General features: G+C 72.2%; 14 protein-coding genes. 8 read left to right on the top strand and 6 right to left on the bottom strand.

Annotated elements, in window-relative coordinates; all coding sequences use genetic code 11:
- The 3 genes from ACIBK0_RS32660 to ACIBK0_RS32650 are packed head-to-tail and all read right to left on the bottom strand — an operon-like array spanning position 1 to position 4,090.
- Positions 1-1,599, bottom strand: a complete 1,599-nt coding sequence (locus ACIBK0_RS32660; protein ID WP_399087836.1) for an acyl-CoA carboxylase subunit beta — start codon at positions 1,597-1,599, stop codon at positions 1-3.
- Positions 1,596-3,299: an acyclic terpene utilization AtuA family protein gene (locus tag ACIBK0_RS32655; protein ID WP_399087834.1), complete on the bottom strand. Its 1,704-nt coding sequence runs from the start codon at positions 3,297-3,299 to the stop codon at positions 1,596-1,598. Before ACIBK0_RS32655 ends, ACIBK0_RS32660 begins: the two co-directional genes overlap by 4 nt.
- A complete protein-coding gene (locus ACIBK0_RS32650) occupies positions 3,296-4,090 on the bottom strand; it encodes a TIGR03084 family metal-binding protein (protein WP_399087832.1) in 795 nt (264 codons plus the stop codon). Before ACIBK0_RS32650 ends, ACIBK0_RS32655 begins: the two co-directional genes overlap by 4 nt.
- Before the next feature lie 169 nt (positions 4,091-4,259).
- Between ACIBK0_RS32650 and ACIBK0_RS32645 the strand changes: the two genes are divergently transcribed.
- On the top strand, positions 4,260-4,892 hold the full coding sequence (locus ACIBK0_RS32645; protein ID WP_399087830.1) for a hypothetical protein: 633 nt from the start codon (positions 4,260-4,262) through the stop codon (positions 4,890-4,892).
- 219 nt (positions 4,893-5,111) lie between these two features.
- On the opposite strand, the gene ACIBK0_RS32640 is transcribed toward ACIBK0_RS32645, so the two are convergent.
- The 3 genes from ACIBK0_RS32640 to ACIBK0_RS32630 form a co-directional block, all read right to left on the bottom strand.
- The gene (locus tag ACIBK0_RS32640) at positions 5,112-6,092 is read right to left on the bottom strand and encodes an EamA family transporter (protein WP_399087827.1); all 981 of its coding nucleotides are present in this window, start codon (positions 6,090-6,092) and stop codon (positions 5,112-5,114) included.
- 267 nt (positions 6,093-6,359) lie between these two features.
- Positions 6,360-7,529: a lipid II:glycine glycyltransferase FemX gene (locus ACIBK0_RS32635; protein WP_399087825.1), complete on the bottom strand. Its 1,170-nt coding sequence runs from the start codon at positions 7,527-7,529 to the stop codon at positions 6,360-6,362.
- A 205-nt stretch (positions 7,530-7,734) separates the two neighbouring features.
- A complete protein-coding gene (locus ACIBK0_RS32630) occupies positions 7,735-10,860 on the bottom strand; it encodes an FAD-binding and (Fe-S)-binding domain-containing protein (RefSeq protein ID WP_399087823.1) in 3,126 nt (1,041 codons plus the stop codon).
- A gap of 262 nt (positions 10,861-11,122) precedes the next feature.
- On the opposite strand from ACIBK0_RS32630, the gene ACIBK0_RS32625 reads away from it, so the two are divergent.
- From ACIBK0_RS32625 to serC, 7 genes are all read left to right on the top strand, one after another.
- Positions 11,123-12,790 (top strand): ATP-binding protein, encoded by a 1,668-nt coding sequence (locus tag ACIBK0_RS32625; RefSeq protein WP_399087821.1) that lies wholly within the window; start codon positions 11,123-11,125, stop codon positions 12,788-12,790.
- On the top strand, positions 12,787-13,194 hold the full coding sequence (locus ACIBK0_RS32620; RefSeq protein ID WP_399087819.1) for a roadblock/LC7 domain-containing protein: 408 nt from the start codon (positions 12,787-12,789) through the stop codon (positions 13,192-13,194). Before ACIBK0_RS32625 ends, ACIBK0_RS32620 begins: the two co-directional genes overlap by 4 nt.
- Positions 13,191-13,538: a DUF742 domain-containing protein gene (locus ACIBK0_RS32615; RefSeq protein ID WP_399087817.1), complete on the top strand. Its 348-nt coding sequence runs from the start codon at positions 13,191-13,193 to the stop codon at positions 13,536-13,538. The genes ACIBK0_RS32620 and ACIBK0_RS32615 overlap by 4 nt, the downstream gene beginning before the upstream one ends.
- Positions 13,519-14,154 carry a GTP-binding protein gene (locus tag ACIBK0_RS32610; protein WP_399087815.1) on the top strand — a complete coding sequence of 212 codons (636 nt, stop codon included), beginning with the start codon at positions 13,519-13,521 and terminating at the stop codon, positions 14,152-14,154. The genes ACIBK0_RS32615 and ACIBK0_RS32610 overlap by 20 nt, the downstream gene beginning before the upstream one ends.
- Positions 14,151-15,461, top strand: coding sequence for a cytochrome P450 (locus ACIBK0_RS32605; protein WP_399087812.1), 1,311 nt, complete (start codon positions 14,151-14,153; stop codon positions 15,459-15,461). The genes ACIBK0_RS32610 and ACIBK0_RS32605 overlap by 4 nt, the downstream gene beginning before the upstream one ends.
- Positions 15,458-16,672, top strand: a complete 1,215-nt coding sequence (locus tag ACIBK0_RS32600; RefSeq protein WP_399087810.1) for a cytochrome P450 — start codon at positions 15,458-15,460, stop codon at positions 16,670-16,672. The genes ACIBK0_RS32605 and ACIBK0_RS32600 overlap by 4 nt, the downstream gene beginning before the upstream one ends.
- Positions 16,673-16,909: 237 nt before the next feature.
- Complete coding sequence (serC, locus tag ACIBK0_RS32595) at positions 16,910-18,028, top strand: phosphoserine transaminase (RefSeq protein ID WP_399087808.1); 1,119 nt, start codon at positions 16,910-16,912, stop codon at positions 18,026-18,028.
- The last annotated feature ends 160 nt before the right edge of the window (positions 18,029-18,188 follow it).

The raw sequence follows: 18,188 nt of genomic DNA, 5'->3' as shown, positions 1-18,188 counted from the left end.
TCACATCCGGAAGACGCCGAAGCCGCCACGCGCGCCCTCGTACGGCGCCGTGTGGATCGCGGACAGGCACAGGCCGAGGACGGTGCGGGTGTCGCGCGGGTCGATGACCCCGTCGTCGTACAGCCGCCCGGACAGGAACATCGGCAGGGACTCCGACTCGATCTGCTGCTCCACCATGGCGCGCAGGGCGGCGTCGGCGTCCTCGTCGTACGGCTGCCCCTTCGCCGCCGCCGACTGCCGGGCGACGATGGACAGGACGCCCGCGAGCTGCTGGGGGCCCATGACGGCCGACTTGGCGCTGGGCCAGGCGAACAGGAAGCGCGGGTCGTAGGCCCGCCCGCACATGCCGTAGTGGCCGGCCCCGTACGAGGCGCCCATGAGCACGGAGAGATGCGGGACGCGCGAGTTGCTCACCGCGTTGATCATCATCGCGCCGTGCTTGATGATGCCGCCCTGCTCGTACTCCTTGCCGACCATGTAGCCGGTGGTGTTGTGCAGGAAGAGGAGGGGGATGTCGCGCTGGTTGGCCAGCTGGATGAACTGGGCCGCCTTCTGGGACTCGGCGCTGAAGAGCACCCCTTGGGCGTTGGCGAGGATGCCGACGGGGTAGCCGTGGAGCGCCGCCCAGCCTGTCGTGAGGCTCGTCCCGTACAGCGGCTTGAACTCGTCGAAGTCCGAACCGTCGACGATGCGGGCGATGACCTCGCGCGGATCGAAGGGGTGCTTCAGGTCGCCGGGGACGATCCCCAGGAGCTCGTTCTCGTCGTACTTGGGCGGGGCCGCCGGGCCCGGATCGCCGTACGCCTTGCGGTGGTTGAGCCGTGCCACCACGCGCCGGGCCTGCCGCAGCGCGTCCTGCTCGTCGACGGCGAAGTAGTCCGCCAGACCCGACACGCGCGCGTGCATCTCGGCACCGCCCAGCGACTCGTCGTCGCTCTCCTCGCCGGTGGCCATCTTCACCAGCGGCGGACCGCCCAGGAAGACCTTGGCCCGCTCCTTGACCATGATCACGTGGTCGGACATACCGGGGACGTACGCGCCTCCGGCGGTGGAGTTCCCGAAGACCACGGCCACGGTGGGGATTCCGGCCGCCGACAACCGCGTGATGTCGCGGAAGATCGCACCGCCAGGGATGAAGATCTCTTTCTGGGACGGCAGATCGGCGCCGCCCGACTCGACGAGGCTGATGCAGGGCAACCTGTTGGCGAGGGCGATGTCATTGGCCCGCAGCGCCTTCTTCAGGCTCCAGGGGTTGCTGGCACCGCCGCGCACGGTCGGGTCGTTCGCCGTGATCAGGCACTCCACGCCCTCGACGACCCCGATCCCGGTGACGAGCGAGGCGCCGATCGCGTAGTCGCTTCCCCAGGCCGCCAGCGGCGACAGCTCCAGGAAGGGCGTGTCCGGGTCGAGCAGCAGCTCGATGCGTTCGCGCGCGAGGAGCTTGCCGCGCTTGCGATGCCGCTCGACGTACTTGGGTCCGCCGCCGGCGAGCGCCTTGGCGTGCTCGGCGTCCAGGTCGGCGAGCTTGGCCAGCATGGCTTCGCGGTGGGCGGTGTAGTCGGGGCTCTTGATGTCGAGCGCGGAGGAGAGGACGGTCACAGGAGGGTCTCCGGTATGTCCAGGTGGCGGGAGCGGAGCCATTCGCCGAGGGCCTTGGCCTGGGGGTCGAAACGGGCCTGGGAGGCGACGCCTTCGCCGAGGATGCCTTCGACGACGAAGTTGAGGGCGCGGAGGTTGGGCAGTATGTGACGGACGACTTTCAGATGACGGCTTTCAGTTATCAGATTCTGAAATCTGTCAGTCGTCAGCTGATGAGCCATCCACCGCCAGGCGTCGTCCGACCTCGCCCACACACCGACGTTGGCGTTCCCACCCTTGTCCCCGCTCCGGGCCCCGGCGATGAGCCCGAGGGGAGCGCGGCGGGTCGGTCCGGTCACGGGCAACGGCTCGGGCAGCGGCGGCTCTTCGGGCGTCTCCAGTACGCGGGTGTCCTCCGCCGGAGCCACACGGACGCGTCGCCCGTCGTAGAGGACCGCCACGTGGTCCACAGCCCCATGGGGGACGTACACATCCTCGAAGACCCCATAGGGCGCGCCCGTCCCAGGTGGCGCCATCACATGGAATCCGGGGTAGCTCGCCAGCGCCAGCTCGATGGCGGCCCCGCTGAGCGCCCGCCCCACGACCTCCTGCTCCCTGTCCCGCACGACGAGCCGGAGCAGCGCGCTCGCGGTCTCCTCGGTGGGGGCATCGGGGTGGTCCGTGCGGGCGAGGTCCCAGCGGACGTCCGCCGGGCGGGACTTGGCGGCGTCGAGCGCGGCCTCCATCTGGGCCCGTACCAGGGCGGCCTTCTGCGCGATGTCGAGCCCGGTCAGGACGAACACGACCTCGTTGCGAAAGCCGCCGAGCCGGTTGAGGCCGACCTTGAGGGTGGGGGGCGGGGCCTCGCCGCGCACGCCCTCGATCCGTACCCGGTCGGGGCCCTCCTGGGTGAGCCGGACCGAGTCCAGCCGGGCGGTGACGTCGGGGCCCGCGTACCGAGCGCCCTGTGTCTCGTACAGGAGTTGGGCCGTGACCGTGCCGACGTCGACGAGGCCTCCGGTGCCGTCGTGCTTGGTGATGACGCTCGTGCCGTCCTCGTGGAGTTCGGCGAGCGGGAAGCCGGGATGGCGCAGGCCAGCCGGGTCGTGGTCGGCGAAGAAGGCGTAGTTGCCGCCGGTGGCCTGGGTGCCGCACTCCAGGACGTGCCCGGCGACGACGGCGCCCGCGAGCCGGTCGTACGCGCGCGGCCCCCAGCCGAAGTGGGCGACAGCGGGCCCGGTGACGAGCGCGGCGTCCGTGACCCGCCCCGTGACGACGATGTCCGCGCCCTGGCGCAGGCACGCGGCGATGCCCGCGCCGCCGAGGTAGGCGTGCGCGGCGAGACTCCCCGCGTACTGGGGCGTCAGGTCATCGCCCTCGACATGGGCGACGCGCACCGGGATGCCGAGCCGGTCGGCCAACTCGCGGACGGCGTCGGCGAGTCCGGCCGGGTTGAGGCCGCCGGCGTTCGCGACGACGCGCACGCCCCGCTCGTGCGCCAGGCCGAGGCACTCCTCCAGCTGCCTCAGGAAGGTCTTGGCGTATCCCCGTCTCGGGTCCTTCAGCCGGTCGCGGCCCAGGATGAGCATCGTCAGCTCGGCGAGGTAGTCGCCGGTGAGGACGTCCAGCGGGCCGCCGGTGAGCATCTCGCGCAGGGCGCCGAAGCGGTCGCCGTAGAAGCCGGAGGCGTTGCCGATGCGCAGCGGTGGTACGCCGCTCACCCTGCGGCTCCCTTCGGCGCGCGTCCGACGCCCGGCGGCCCCGCGAAGGCCTGAGCGATGTCCAGCCAGCGGTCGGCGTCGGGGCCTTCCGCCCGTACGGCGAGGTCGGCGCGGTTCGCCCGCTGGGTCACCAGCAGGCAGAAGTCGAGAGCGGGCCCGGTGACGCGCTGGGCGGCGTCCTCCGGGCCGTACGTCCACGACTCGCCCGAGGGGCCGACCAGTTCGACCCGGAACTCCTCGCCGGGCGCGGTGAGTCCCCGTGCCCCGAAGGCGAAGTCACGGGCCCGCACCCCGATGCGCACCACATGCTTCAGCCGGTCCGTGGGTGCGCGCACCACGCCCAACGTGTCGGCCACGTCCTGTCCGTGGGCCCAGGTCTCCATAAGACGGCCGGTGGCCATAGAGGCGGCCGACATGGGTGGGCCATACCAGGGAAACCGGGTTCCGGTGGGTGCCGCGCGCAGGGCTTTCTCCAGCGCGGCCCGCCCCTCCCGCCACTCGGCGAGCAGCCGGGCGGGCGGCAGTGCGGCCCCCTCCGCCGCACCGTCGTCCACGAATCCGTCGGGCGAGGCGAGCGCCTTCTCGACCTCCTTGGCGAAGGCCTCGGCGTCGGTCACGGCGAGCAGCGCGGAGCGGTCGGTCCAGGCGAGATGCGCGATCTGATGGGCGACGGTCCACCCGGGAGCGGGTGTCGCGAGGGTCCATTGCCCCTCTGCCAACTTCCCTACCAGCCGGTCGAGTTCGTCACTCTCCCGGTGCAGATCGTCGATCACGGACGACGGGTCGGACACGATGCGCTCCCCTCGGGGCACGAGTTGTGTGTCCGGGAGCATGGCAGTGCTCACAGAAACAAGCAAGCATGCTTGCATTAATTGACGCGGATGCAGCCACCGAAACGCCCCGCCGACGAGACCCGGGCGAGTTCGCCATGCACAGGTCACCCCGCTACGCTCTGCCGCCATGTTTCCCTCTCCGCCGCCCCACCCCGGCCCCGACGCCGCCGTCTACCGCTTCGGAATGCGCCGGCTCCGGACCGGGCTGCCGGGCACGCTGATCGCACTCCTCCTCGCACCGCTCCCGCTCGTCGTCACGGCAGGCAAGGGCGGGGCGGGTGCCGGGCAGTGGATCTTCGCCGGGGTGTGGCTGCTGCTCTGGGGCGGGCTCGGGGCGCTGATGACGTACGCGCTGTGGGCGGGGCGCGGGACGCTGCTCGCCTTCGACGCATACGGAGTGTGGTGGCAGCACAGCCAGGAGCGGCAGACAGTGGTGCCGTGGCAGTCACTCGCCGGGGTCGGGCTGTACTGGGCGCACAAGGGCAACGCCAAGGCCGGTCAAAAGGTCATGAGCCTTGAACTGTGCCCGTACGGCGACGTCGACGCGTCCGATCCGCTGCTCAAGCCGCTCGTCGTGCGGGACGAGCCGCTGCGCCCCGGCCTGCCGGACCGCCGCTACCGGATCAGGATCCCGATGTACGCCAGCCGCCAGTGGGGGCGCGAACTCGCCCAGGCCGCCTACGAGCGAGCGCCGCAGTTGTGGTTCGGCGAGCACGAACGGCCGTACGGCTCTCTGCGGCCGTTGCAGCGCATGAGCTGAATGCGGCGGTTGCAGCGCATGGGCTGAGCGGGCGCGATTCGGCGGGGCGGGCAGGCGGTCGGGAGGCTCGGCTCCGCACGCGCGCCGGTCAGCCTGCTCGACTCCGCACGCGCGCCGGTCAGCCTGCTCGCTCTGTACGCGCGCCGGTCAGGCGGCTCGGTCGTGGGCTGGTCGACCCGCTCGGTCGTGGGCTGGTCGACCCGCTCGGTCGTGGGCCGGTCAACCGCCGGTCCCCAACTCACCTTCCAGCCCCTTGGCCTTCCCGCGTCCCACCTGGGTCCGCACCGCCCCCATGCTCGCCGCGATGACCAGGGCGATCGCCAGGGCCTCGGTGGCCGAGAGGGCCTGGTTCAGGACGAGGAAGCCGGCGGTGGCGGCGACGGCCGGTTCGAGGCTCATCAGGATGGCGAAGGTGGAGGCGGGCAGGCGGCGCAGGGCGAGGAGTTCGAGGGTGTACGGGAGGACCGAGGAGAGGACGGCCACCGCGGCACCCAGCGCGACCGTGGTCGGGACGAGCAGCTTCGAACCGGACTCGACGATCCCCAAGGGCAGGAACGCCACCGCCGCGACCACCATGGCGAGGGCAAGCCCGTCGGCCTGGGGGAAGCGTCGGCCCGTACGCGCACTGAAGATGATGTACGCCGCCCACATGGCGCCGGCACCCAGGGCAAAGGCGACGCCAGTGGGGTCGAGGCTGCTGAAGCCTCCGCCGCCGAGCAGGAAGACGCCGCAGAGGGCGAGGCCGGCCCAGACCAGATTCACTGCGCGGCGGGACGCGAGGACGGAGAGCGCGAGCGGTCCGAGCACTTCGAGCGTGACCGCGGGGCCCAGCGGGATACGGGCGACCGACTGGTAGAAGAGGCCGTTCATCGCGGCCATCGTCACGCCGAAGACGACGACCGTGCCCCAGTCGGCGCGCGAGTGCCCGCGCACCTTGGGGCGGCACACCGCGAGCAGCACGATCGCGGCCACCAGCAGCCGCAGGGTCACCACACCGAGGGCACCGACCCGCGGCATCAGGGTCACCGCGAGGGCGCCGCCGAACTGCACGGAGATACCTCCGGCGAGGACCAGGCCCACGGGCCCGAGGGAGCCCCGTCGGCGCGGGCCGCCCGCCGAAGGCACGCCCGCGGTGGGCATGGATGCCGTGGCGGGGGCGGCCGGGGCCGGGGAGGACGGGGCAGCGCTCGGGGTGTTCACGGGGCCTTCCAGGGAATCGGCTCAGGGTTCGTTCATCGTGATGTACCTGCCAGTCCAGGGTAATGGACTCCGTCAGGTGTGTGAACCCGTTGCACAACTGTCCTGGGGCGCTGGGGGGGCGGACAGGGACCGATGCAGGCCGTCGGGCGGGGCGCATCGGTCCCTGTCCACCCTCCATGAACACTGGCGCGCCTCCACGAACAGCGGCAGCCGCAGCACCCCCTGATTACCTGAGTGCTGGTTGTCTGTCGCCGGGGCTCGCGGAGCTCAGCGGCGCGCCATGTAGAGGTCCAGCGCCTTGTGCAGCAGGCGGTTGAGCGGGAAGTCCCACTCGCCGAGGTACTCGACGGCCTCGCCGCCCGCACCGGCCTTGAAACGGAGCAGGCCGAGCAGGTGGTTGGACTCCTCCAGCGTGTCGGTGATGCCGCGGAAGTCGTACACGGCGGCGCCGAGTTCGTGGGCGTCGGCCATCATGCGCCACTGGATGGCGTTGTTGGGCTGGACCTCGCGCTTGCGGCTGGTGGAGGCGCCGTAGGAGTACCAGACGTGGCTGCCGACGGTGAGCATCGTGGCCGCCGCGAGGACGTCGCCGTCGTGGTGGGCGAGGTAGAGCCGCATGCGGTCGGGGTCCTCGGCCGTCAGCGCGGTCCACATGCGCTGGAAGTAGGGCAGCGGGCGTGGGATGAAACGGTCGCGTTCGGCGGTCTCGGCGTAGAGCTCGTAGAAGGCGGGCAGGTCGTCGTGGCCGCCCCTCACCACCTTCACACCGGCCTTCTCGGCCTTCTTGATGTTGCGCCGCCACTGCTGGTTCAGTCCCCGCTGGATCTCCTCCAACGACCGCCCGGCGAACGGCACTTGGAAGACGTACCGCGGTTGCCCGGCCGCGAAGCCGTCCTCGCCGCCCGGCTCGGTCCGACGCCAGCCCATACCGCGCAGCCGCTCCGCGACCTCGACCGCGCCCGGCTCGTACGTGGTGGCCTCCACGTCCCCCAGCCGCCGTGCCGCCGGATCGGCGATCGCCGTCTTGACCGCGTCCGCGCTCCATCGGCGTGCGACGACGGGCGGCCCCATCTTCACCGAGAACGCGCCCCGCGTTTTGAGGTACGCCAGCATGGGTTCGAGCCAGCGCTCGGCGAGGTCCGCCGCGTGCCAGTCGATGACCGGCCCCTCGGGCAGATACGCGAGAGACCGCTTCACCTTCGGCAGCGGGCGCAGCAGCACCAGCCCGACGCCGACCAGTCGCCCGCCTCCGCCTCCGCCATGGTGACGGCCGCCGTCCCCGTCACCGTCGCCATCGTCGAACCATCCCAGGCTCTCCGCCCGCCAGTCCGGCTTCACATCGCCCCACGACGGCACCTGCATGTGGCTGGCCGAGGACCGCGTCCTGACGAACGCCAGGTGTTCTTCACGGGTGATCGCCTGAAGGCGGAGGCTCATGCGCACTGCTCCTCGGGGTCCTGAGGGTTCTGAGGTTCGGGCGGTTCTGGGGTTCTCGGGGTCGTTCTGGGGTCCGCGTGTGCGGGTTCCGGGGTTCCAGGGCGGGTCGCAGGGCTCCGGGGTCCCGGGGTCCCGAGGTCCCGGGTTCCGGGGTCCCGAGGTCCCGAGGTCCCAGATCCTCGGCCCGGTGGACCTGCCAGCGTACTTACGGGTGTCCCTCCGGCAGCGCCTCCGCCAGCACCTCGGCGAGATGTCGCCCCCTCCGCCCCGCCAACTGCTCCAGCTGGGTGCGGCAGGAGAAGCCGTCCGCCAGGACGACCGCGTCGTCGGTGGCCGCGCGGACGGCCGGGAGCAGTTGCTCCTCCGCGCAGGCCGTCGACACCTCGTAGTGGCCCTTCTCGAAGCCGAAGTTGCCCGCCAGGCCGCAGCAGCCGCCCGTGAGGCTGCCGGTCAGGCCCGCCGCCTCGCGCAGCCGGCGGTCGGCGGCGTCGCCGAGCACCGCGTGCTGGTGGCAGTGGGTCTGGCCGACGGCCGGGCGGTCCAGACGGGGCGGGCTCCAGTGCGGGGCATGGCGTTCCAGCGCCTCGGCGAAGGTCAGCACCGCCGCGGCCAGACGCGCCGCGCGGGGGTCGTCGGGCAGCAGCTCCGGGAGGTCGGTGCGCAGGGCGGCGGCGCAGCTCGGTTCCAGTACGACGACCGAGGTGCCGTCCATCTCCAGGTACGGCTCCATCAGGTCCAGCGTGCGACGCAGCACGGCGCGGGCGCGGTCGAGCTGGCCGGTCGAGATGTACGTCAATCCGCAGCAGACGCGTTGACGGCGCGACAACAGCGTGTTGAAGGCGCTCGGCCCCAGCGGCACCCCGTCCCCGATGGGGCCGTGCGACACCCCGTCCCCGACCGGCGCCCCATCCGGCGCGGCCTCAGCCAGGTGTTCGGACAGCCCCTCCAGCGCCGGCCCGAACCTCATCCGGATCGTCGGCGGCAGCAGCACCGTCAGCCCTGCCGCCTCCAGGACCCGTACGGCCGCCTTGCCCACGGACGGTGACAGGTACTCGGTGAAGGTGTCCGGCCACACCACGACGGTGTCCCCTCCGAACCCCGGGAACGCGCCCCGCTGCCCGCACCGCGCGTCCCGCACGAACGCCCGTACCCGATCCCGGAACCTCCGCGACCACCACCGGCTGAACGTCTCCCGCGCCACCCGCGGAATCTCCCGCTCGGGCGCGATCCCGCCCAGCCGCTTGGCCAGAGCCGCCAACGGACGCACCGACGCAAGGGAGTTGACCAGCCGAGCCGAGTGCGTCCGGGTCACCGCCGCCAGCCAGACCGGCAGCCACCCCATCGCGTAGTGCGCGGCCGGGCGCCGGCGCCCTTCGTAGTGGTGGTGGAGAAACTCCGCCTTGTACGTGGCCATGTCGACGCCGACCGGGCAGTCCGACTTGCACCCCTTGCAGGAGAGGCACAGGTCCAGCGCGTCACGGACCTCGGTGGACCGCCATCCGTCCGTCACGACCTCGCCCGCGAGCATCTCGTGGAGCAGTCGGGCCCGCCCGCGCGTGGAGTGCTCCTCCTCGCCGGTCGCCCGGAAGGAGGGGCACATGACCCCGGCGTCCGCCGCCACGGGAGCACGGCACTTGGCGACCCCCACACATCGGCGCACCGCCGCCGAGAAGTCCCCGCCGTCCGCCGGATACCCGAACACCACGTCCACCGGCTCCCGCGGCAGCACCGCGAACCGCAGGTTCTCGTCCAGCCGGTGGGGCCGTACGAGCATCCCGGGGTTGAGCAGGTCGTCCGGGTCCCAGAGGCCCTTGGCCCGCTCGAAGAGGCCCACCATCTCGGCGCCGTACATCGTGGGCAGCAGCTCCGCGCGTGCCTGCCCGTCCCCGTGCTCGCCGGACAGGGAGCCGCCGTGGGAGACGACCAGTGCCGCGAGTTCCTCGGAGAAGCGCCGGAAGCGGGCCACGCCTTCGGAACTCATCAGGTCGAAGTCGATACGCACATGGATGCAGCCGTCGCCGAAGTGCCCGTACGGCGTGCCGCGCAGGCCGTGGGCGGACAGCAGGCCCCTGAAGTCCCGGAGATACCCGCCCAGCCGGGCGGGCGGCACCGCGCAGTCCTCCCAGCCGGGCCAGGCCTCGCTGCCGTCCGGCATCCGGGTCGCCGTACCGCTCGCGTCCTCGCGGATGCGCCACAGGGCACGCTGCCCGGCCGGGTCGGTGACCACCAGGGCGTCCGACACGTCGGCCACGCGCACGATCGCGTCCGCACGCGCACGTGCCTCCGCCTCCGAGGCGCCGCCCGTCTCCACGAACAGCCAGGCCCCGCCCCGTGGCAGCCCCGCGCCGGCCGGCACGAGATCCGCGGCCATCCCCTCCACCGTGAGCGGCCCTCCCCCACTCTCGGCTTCTCCCCCACTCTCGGCTTCTCTCGAGCGGGGGGACCCCCATGAGCGGGGGGACCTCCATGGCAGCAGCCCCGCGGCCGCCTCCGCCGCCGCGCTCTCGTCCGGGTACGCCAGCACGGCCAGCGCCCGCGCACGCGGCGCCTCCACCAGTCGTACGACCGCCTCGGTCAGCACCCCCCAGGTGCCCTCGGAGCCGCAGAAGGCGCGGGCGACGTCCGCGCCCTTCTCGGGCAGGAGGGCGTCCAGCGCGTACCCGGAAATACGGCGCGGCAGATCCGGGAAGCCGGTGCGCAGGCGGGCCAACTCGCCCTCCACCAGAGCCCTGAGGCCATCGGGGGCACCCGCCCAGTCCTGGCCGAGGCGCACGGCGGCCCCTTGACCGGTGACCACCGACAGCTCCCGCACGCTGTCCGCCGTCGTGCCCCAGGCCACCGAGTGGGATCCGCACGAGTTGTTGCCGATCATCCCGCCGAGGGTGCAGCGGCTGTGGGTCGAGGGGTCGGGGCCGAAGCGCAGGCGGTGCGGGGCGGCGGCGTCCTGGAGGCGGTCCAGTACGACACCGGGCTGGACCACGGCCGTACGGGCCGCCGGGTCGAGCGACACGATCCGGTTCATGTGCCGTGTGAAGTCCAGGACGATGCCCGTGCCCGTGGCCTGCCCGGCGATCGACGTGCCGCCGCCGCGCGGCACCACCGGCACGCCGTGCGCGCGGCACACGGCGAGGGCCGCCGCCACGTCGTCGGCATCACGCGGGGAGACGACGCCGAGCGGGACGCGCCGGTAGTTGGACGCGTCCATGGTGGTCAGCGCCCGCGCGGTCGCGTCGAAGGCGACCTCGCCGCGCACCGCCCGCTCCAGCCCCGTCCGCAGCCCGGCGAGATCGGCCGCCGACGCCGGTGTGCCCTGCTCCCCGAGATCCGTCATGCCTCCAGGATGCAGCCGGGCACGGACAGTGACCGTCACCCGCGCAGCCAAAATCGCGGACGGAACGCGTGCCGATCACGGTCGATCATGCAACCGCTTCCAGAACCTTCCCAATTTGATCACGAACTCCCATATAGTGACGGCGAGTTGAGCATCAGGTGTCGCTTCTCACCCAGGACGCGCGCCAGGACACGCCCGAGGAAACGCCCGAGAACACGACCGAGGAACGTTCTCCCCCCAGAACACGACCGAGGACCGATTGATGACCGCGCCCCTCCCCTCCGGCGAACGCCCCACCCTCCGCGCCGTCGCGCCCGCTCCCCTGATCGCCGCCGTCCCGGCCGCGCTCGCGGTGGTCGGCGCGGTCGCCCTGGCACCCGATTCGGTGCGCGCTCCCCTCGCCTGGGGCGCGAGCGTGGCCGCGGTGCTGCTGTGCGCGGCCGTCGCGGTGGCCGCCCGCGCCGTACAGTCGGCGAAGCTGGTACGCCGCCGACTCGACGCCGTGACCCAGGACGCCGGACGGCTGCTCCAGGAACGAGCCCGGCTGACCGAGGAGTTCCACCAGGAGCGGTCCCGGCTGGCCGATGACTCCGCGCGCGAACGGGCCCGCCTGGCCGAGGCGGCGGCGCGGGAACGCGTGCGTCTGACCGAGACGGCGGCGCGGGAACGCGCCCTCCTCACCGAGGAGTTCGCGGCCGAGCGGCAGCACCTCACCGACGAACGCACCCGTCTCTTCGAGGAGAACACCCGGCTGACCGAGCACGCCCGGCAGGCCACGAGTGAACGCGCCGCCGCGATCTCGGCGACCGCCAACGCCGCGGGCCGCATGCAGGCGCTGGCCACCGGCATGCTCGCCGACCTGCGCGCCATGGAGGAGCGGCACTCCGACGAGGAGGTCCTCGCCGACCTCCTCCACCTCGACCACCGCACCGCACAGGCGGGCCGCCTCGCCGACTCCGTCGCCGTCCTCGCCGGCGCCCGCTCAGGCCGCCGCTGGGCACGCCCCATCGTCATGGAGTCGATCCTGCGCGGCGCGATGGGCCGCATCGGCGGCTACCAGCGCGTGCGCGTGCACTCCGCCAGCGAGGCCGCCGTCGCCGGACACGCCGCCGAGGGCGTGATGCACGCACTCGCCGAACTCCTCGACAACGCCGCGAACTTCTCGCCGCCGACCGCTGAAGTGCATGTGTACGTCGAAGAAGTCCCGGCCGGTGTCATCGTCTCCGTCGAGGACAGCGGGCTCGTCATGGGCGACGTCCAGCTGCGCCGCGCCGAGCGCGCCGTCTCCGCAGACGCTGGGAACACTGCGGAGCTCGGCGGGCTCTCGGGCACCCGGCTCGGCCTCGCGGTGGTCGGCCGGCTCGCCCGCAAGCACGGGCTGAAGGTGTCCTTCCGGCCCTCCGCGCGTGGCGGCACGGGCGTCCTGGTGCTCATCCCCCAGGACCTCCTCACGCCCCCGACCACGCCGCTGCCGTCCGCACCGCTGCCCGCGGAGCCCGAACCGGTCGCGGTTCCGGGGCCGGCCACCGAGGTGTCGTACGCCGCCGCCCACGCCATGGGCGACCTCGACCCGGACCCGGTCCCCACCCACGACTCGCCCCGGCACGAGCCGCTCCCGCCGTCCACGGGCGCCCTCCCCAAGCGCCGCCGGGGCCGCACCCTCGCGCACGCCGAGCGCAGCCGAGCGCACGCCACGCCGCCGCCGCAGGCCGATCCGCAGCCCCGCACCGCCGACAGCTCCACAGCAAGCGTCGCGGCCCGCTTCAGCAGCTTCCGCGAGGCGGTACGCAGCGCGGCCCGGGGCGCCGAGGACGCCGTACGAGCCGAAGACGCCGTAGGGAAGACGGAAGCCGTACGGGAGACCGAAGCCGTACCGGACACCACCCCCGCCACCCCTCACTCGCATCCGGAAGGCGACACCACTCCATGACCGGCACGACCACCGCCGACGAGAAGCTCACCTGGCTCATCGAGGGCCTTCTCGAGCGCACCCCGGGCGCCCGGCACGCGCTCGTGCTCTCCCGCGACGGCCTGAAGCTGTGCCGGACCCCGGAGCTCTCGGTCGACCAGGCCGACCAGCTCGCCGCGATCGCCGCCGGCATCCAGTCGCTGTCGCACGGCGCGTCCGTGGAGTTCGGCGACGGAAGTGGTGGAGTGCGCTCGGCCATGGCCGAGTTCTACGGCGGGGTCCTGTTCATCGTGGAGGCGGGCGACGGCGCGCACCTGGCCGTGGTCACCGCCGAGGACGCGGACGCCGGTCTGGTCGGGCACAACATGAGCGAACTCGTGGAGCAACTCGGCGAACACCTGAGCGCGCGCCCACGCGCCTCATGAGCCGGCCGGGCAGGGACGACGCGCCCGACCGGCTGTACACCCTCACGGGAGGGCGCAGCCGGTCCGCGCCCGACACCCCCTTCGACCTGGTGACGCTGGTGGTCGCGGAGTGCGATCCGGTCGTGGGCATGCAGTCGGAGCACGCCGCGATCCTGCGGCTGTGCGAACGGCCCACGGCGGTCGTCGAGATCGCGGCGGAGCTGCGGCTGCCGGTGAGCATCACGAAGATCCTGCTCGGCGACCTCCTCGCCGCGGGTCGCGTCAGCGCCCGCCACCCGCACGCCGCCGCTCTGCCCGATCCCGACATCCTGGAGCAGGTGCTCGTTGGACTCCGTAACCTCTGACGCCCGTACGTCCACGGGTGGCCCCGGCGCCCGTACACCCCTGGCGGCGTCGGCCGACAACGGTCTCAAGATCGTGGTCGTCGGCGGCTTCGGCGTCGGCAAGACGACCCTGGTCCGCTCCGTGAGCGAGATACGTCCCCTCAACACCGAGGAGACGATGACACAGGCCGGCGAGGCGGTCGACGACAACAGCGAGGTGCGCGGCAAGTCCGCGACCACCGTGGCCTTCGACTTCGGCCGCATCACGCTGGACGCCCGCAATGTGCTGTACCTCTGCGGCGCGCCGGGGCAGGAACGCTTCTGGTTCCTCTGGGACCGGCTGTTCTCCGGCACCCTCGGCGCGGTCGTCCTCGTCGACACCCGCCGTATCGGCGACTCCTGGTACGCCATCGACCGTCTGGAGCGCCGCGGCACGCCGTTCATCGTGGCCTGCAACGACTTCGGCGGCCCCACGCACCCGCCCGCCCGGATCCGAGAGGCCCTCGACCTCGACCCGGGCGTCCCGCTCCTCGACTGCGACGCCCGTTCGCGCGAGTCCGCCAAGCGGGTGCTGATCACCCTCGTCGAGCACCTCAAGTCCCTGTCCACCCCAAGATCTCCGGAGTTGGCGCTGTGACCCCCGCCCCCGTGCCCCTCAGCGGGCCCCGGTTCCAGACCGAACCCGCCGAGCTGTACCGGGAGATGCGGCGCGACCACGGTGCCGTGGTGCCGGTCGTGATCGACGGCGACATACCGGCGTGGCTGGTGCTCGGCTATCGCGAACTGCACCAGGTCACCGGCGATCCGGTCCTGTTCAGCCGGGACTCCGACCTGTGGAACCAGTGGGAGCGCATCCCCGACGACTGGCCGCTGCTGCCGATGATCGGGCGCAGGCAGCCGTCCATCCTCTACACGGTCGGCGAACGCCACCGCGAGCGCGCCGCGATGATCAGCGACGCGCTCGAAGCGGTCGATCCCTTCGAACTGCGCTCCCACACCGAGAGGTTCGCCGACGAACTGCTCGACGTGATCTGCGCCAAGGGCGAGACGGACATCGTCGGGGAGTACGCCGCGCTGCTGCCCGTGCGCGTCCTCGCGACGCTCTACGGCTTCGCGGAGGAGCAGGGGCCGGGCCTGGTCACCGCCCTGAACGACATGATCAACGGGCGGGAGGGGGCACTGGCGGGCCAGCGGCACCTGGCCACGTCCATGGCACGGTTGCTGGCCGACCGGAAGGTCGAGCCCGCGAACGACGTCGTGTCCAGGATGCTCGCGAGGGCGCATCAGAAAGAGCCGGGACAGGCAGAAGAGCAGGGACGTTCGCAAGAACCGGGACATGCGCAAGAACCGGGACATCCAGCGGACGGCGGCGGCTTCACCGACGAAGAGGTGATGCAGGACCTGATGGTCATGATGGCCGCGGGGCACCAGCCGACCGCCGACTGGATCGGCAACTCGCTGCGCCTGATGCTGACGGACGAGCGTTTCGCTGCGTCGCTCTTCGGCGGCCGGCACAGCGTCGCCGAGGCGATGAACGAGGTCCTGTGGGAGGACACCCCCACCCAGAACGTGGCAGGTCGTTGGGCCTCCCGCGACACCCAGCTCGGCGGCCGCCGCGTCCGCGCCGGCGACCTGCTGCTGCTCGGCCTCCAGGGCGCCAACTCCGACCCCCAGGTCCGCATCGACGGCTCCGCCCTCACCGGCGGGAACAGCGCCCACTTCTCCTTCGGCCACGGGGAGCACCGCTGCCCGTTCCCGGCCCAGGAGGTCGCGGAGGTGATCGCGCGGACGGGGATCGAGGTCGTACTGGACCGGCTGCCGGACATCGACCTGGCCGTACCCGCCGAGTCTCTGACGCGTCGGGCGTCCCCGTGGCTGCGGGGCCTGACCGAACTCCCTGTGAGATTCACGCCCACTCCCGCTCTTGGAGGCCCTGCCGCATGACCACTCGTATCGCCCTGGACCCCTTCGTCACCGACTTGGAGGGCGAGAGCGCGGCACTGCGCGCCGCGGGCCCGCTCGCCGCCGTCGAACTGCCGGGCGGCGTCCCGGTATGGGCGGTCACGCACCATGCCGAGGCGCGCGCCCTGCTCACGGACCCCCGGCTGGTGAAGGACATCAACGTCTGGGGTGCCTGGCAGCGCGGCGAGATACCCCCCGACTGGCCGCTGATCGGGCTCGCCAACCCCGGCCGCTCCATGCTCACGGTGGACGGCGCGGACCACCGGCGTATGCGCACGCTGGTGGCACAGGCGCTCACCCCACGCCGGGTGGAGCAGATGCGCGAGCGGATCACCAAGCTGACGGAGGGCCTGCTGGACGGCCTGCCGGATTCCACCGGGGTGATCGACCTGAAGGCGGACTTCGCCTACCCCCTCCCCATGTACGTCATCGCCGACCTCATGGGCATCGACGAGTCCCGGCTCCCCCGGCTGAAGGAGCTCTTCGAGAAGTTCTTCTCGACGCAGACCCCGCCGGCGGAGGTCATCGCGACGCTGACGGAGCTGGCGGGCATCATGGCGCAGACGGTCGCGGCGAAGCGCGCCGAGCCCGGCGACGACCTCACCTCCGCGCTGATCCTGGCCTCCGAGGACGGCGACCACCTCACCGACGAGGAGATCGTCTCCACCCTGCAACTGATGGTCGCGGCGGGGCACGAGACGACGATCTCGCTGATCGTCAACGCGGTGGTCAACCTCTCCACCCACCCCGACCAACGCGCGCTCGTCCTCTCCGGCGAGGCCGACTGGGCGTCGGTGATCGAGGAGACCCTCCGCTACTCCACCCCCACCTCCCACGTCCTCATCCGCTTCGCGACAAAGGACGTTCCGGTGGGCGACAAGGTGCTCCCCGCGGGCGACGCCCTGATCGTGTCGTACGGCGCGATCGGCCGTGACGAGCAGGCCCACGGGCCCACCGCCGGCGACTTCGACATCACCCGCACCGCCGAGAACCGGCACATCTCCTTCGGCCACGGCCCCCATGTCTGCCCCGGCGCCGCCCTCTCCCGCCTGGAAGCGGCGGTGGCCCTCCCGGCCCTGTACGCCCGCTTCCCGTCCCTCGATCTGGCGATCCCCGCCTCGGAACTCCGCCACAAGCCCGTGGTGACCCAGAACGACCTCTTCGAACTGCCGGTACGGCTGACGACGGGCTGAGGTGGGGAGGGATTTCGCCCCCCTCCGCCCCTGCCCGTCCCGTGCCCGGGGGCCGCGCCCCCGGGCCCCCGCGGATGTCTTTCGGCTGCGGGGCGGGTGGGGGCTGGTCGCGCAGTACCCCGCCGTGCCCCTGACGTGGCGCGGCGGGGTGAAAGAACCCAACCGTCACCCCCCGCCCCCGTCTCACCCGACGGACGACGTTTCGCCCAGGTTTCCCGAAACGGCTAGGCTCCGATCGTGGCTGATATCCAGATCCCCGCTGACATCAAGCCCGCCGACGGACGATTCGGCGCGGGCCCCTCCAAGGTGCGTACGGAGGCGCTGGACGCGCTGGCCGCGACCGGTAGCTCTCTGCTCGGTACCTCCCACCGCCAGGCCCCGGTGAAGAACCTGGTCGGCAAGGTCCGTGACGGCGTGCGCGAGCTGTTCTCGCTCCCCGACGGATACGAGGTCATCCTCGGCAACGGCGGCTCCACCGCGTTCTGGGACGTCGCGACCCACGGCCTGATCGAGAACAAGTCGCAGCACCTCAGCTTCGGCGAGTTCAGCTCCAAGTTCGCCAAGGCCGCCAAGCTCGCCCCCTGGCTGGCCGAGCCGACCGTGATCGCGAGCGACCCCGGCACCCACCCGGAGCCCCAGGCCGAGGCGGGCGTCGACGTCTACGCCTTCACCCACAACGAGACCTCCACCGGTGTCGCCGCCCCCGTCAAGCGGGTCGCGGGCGCCGACGAGGGCGCGCTGGTGCTCGTGGACGCCACCTCCGGCGCCGGCGGCCTCCCGGTCGACATCGCCGAGACCGACGTCTACTACTTCGCCCCGCAGAAGTCCTTCGCCTCCGACGGCGGCCTGTGGATCGGCGTCTTCTCCCCGGCCGCGATCGAGCGCGCCGAGCGGATCCACGCGTCCGGCCGGCACGTCCCGGAGTTCTTCAGCCTTCCCACGGCGATCGACAACTCCCGCAAGAACCAGACGTACAACACCCCGGCCCTCGCCACCCTCTTCCTCCTCAACGAGCAGCTGGAGTGGATCAACGGCCAGGGCGGCCTCGGCTGGTCCACGGGCCGCACGAAGGACTCCTCGACCCGCCTCTACACCTGGGCCGAGGACTCCAAGTACGCCACGCCGTTCGTCTCCGACCCGGCCAAGCGCTCGCAGGTCATCGGCACGATCGACTTCGCCGACGAGATCGACGCGGCCGCCGTCGCCAAGGTGCTGCGCGCCAACGGCATCGTCGACACCGAGCCCTACCGCAAGCTCGGCCGCAACCAGCTCCGCATCGCGATGTTCCCGGCGATCGACCCGGCGGACGTCGAGGCCCTGACGAAGTGCATCGACTACGTGATCGAGAAGCTGTAACCGTTCGTACGAGGAGAGGGGGGGGGGGGGGGGGGGGGGGGGGGGGGGGGGGGGGGGGGGGGGGCGGCGCCCCCGGGGGGGGGGGGCCCCCCCCCGGGGGGGGGCGCCCCCCCGCTCGTACCGATGTCAGTGCCGTGCGCGAGACTGATCGCAGACGGAG

It is taken from the genome of Streptomyces sp. NPDC050564, assembly GCF_044457265.1.
Taxonomy (GTDB): Bacteria; Actinomycetota; Actinomycetes; order Streptomycetales; family Streptomycetaceae; genus Streptomyces.
This window is presented reverse-complemented; position numbering and strand designations above follow the sequence as displayed.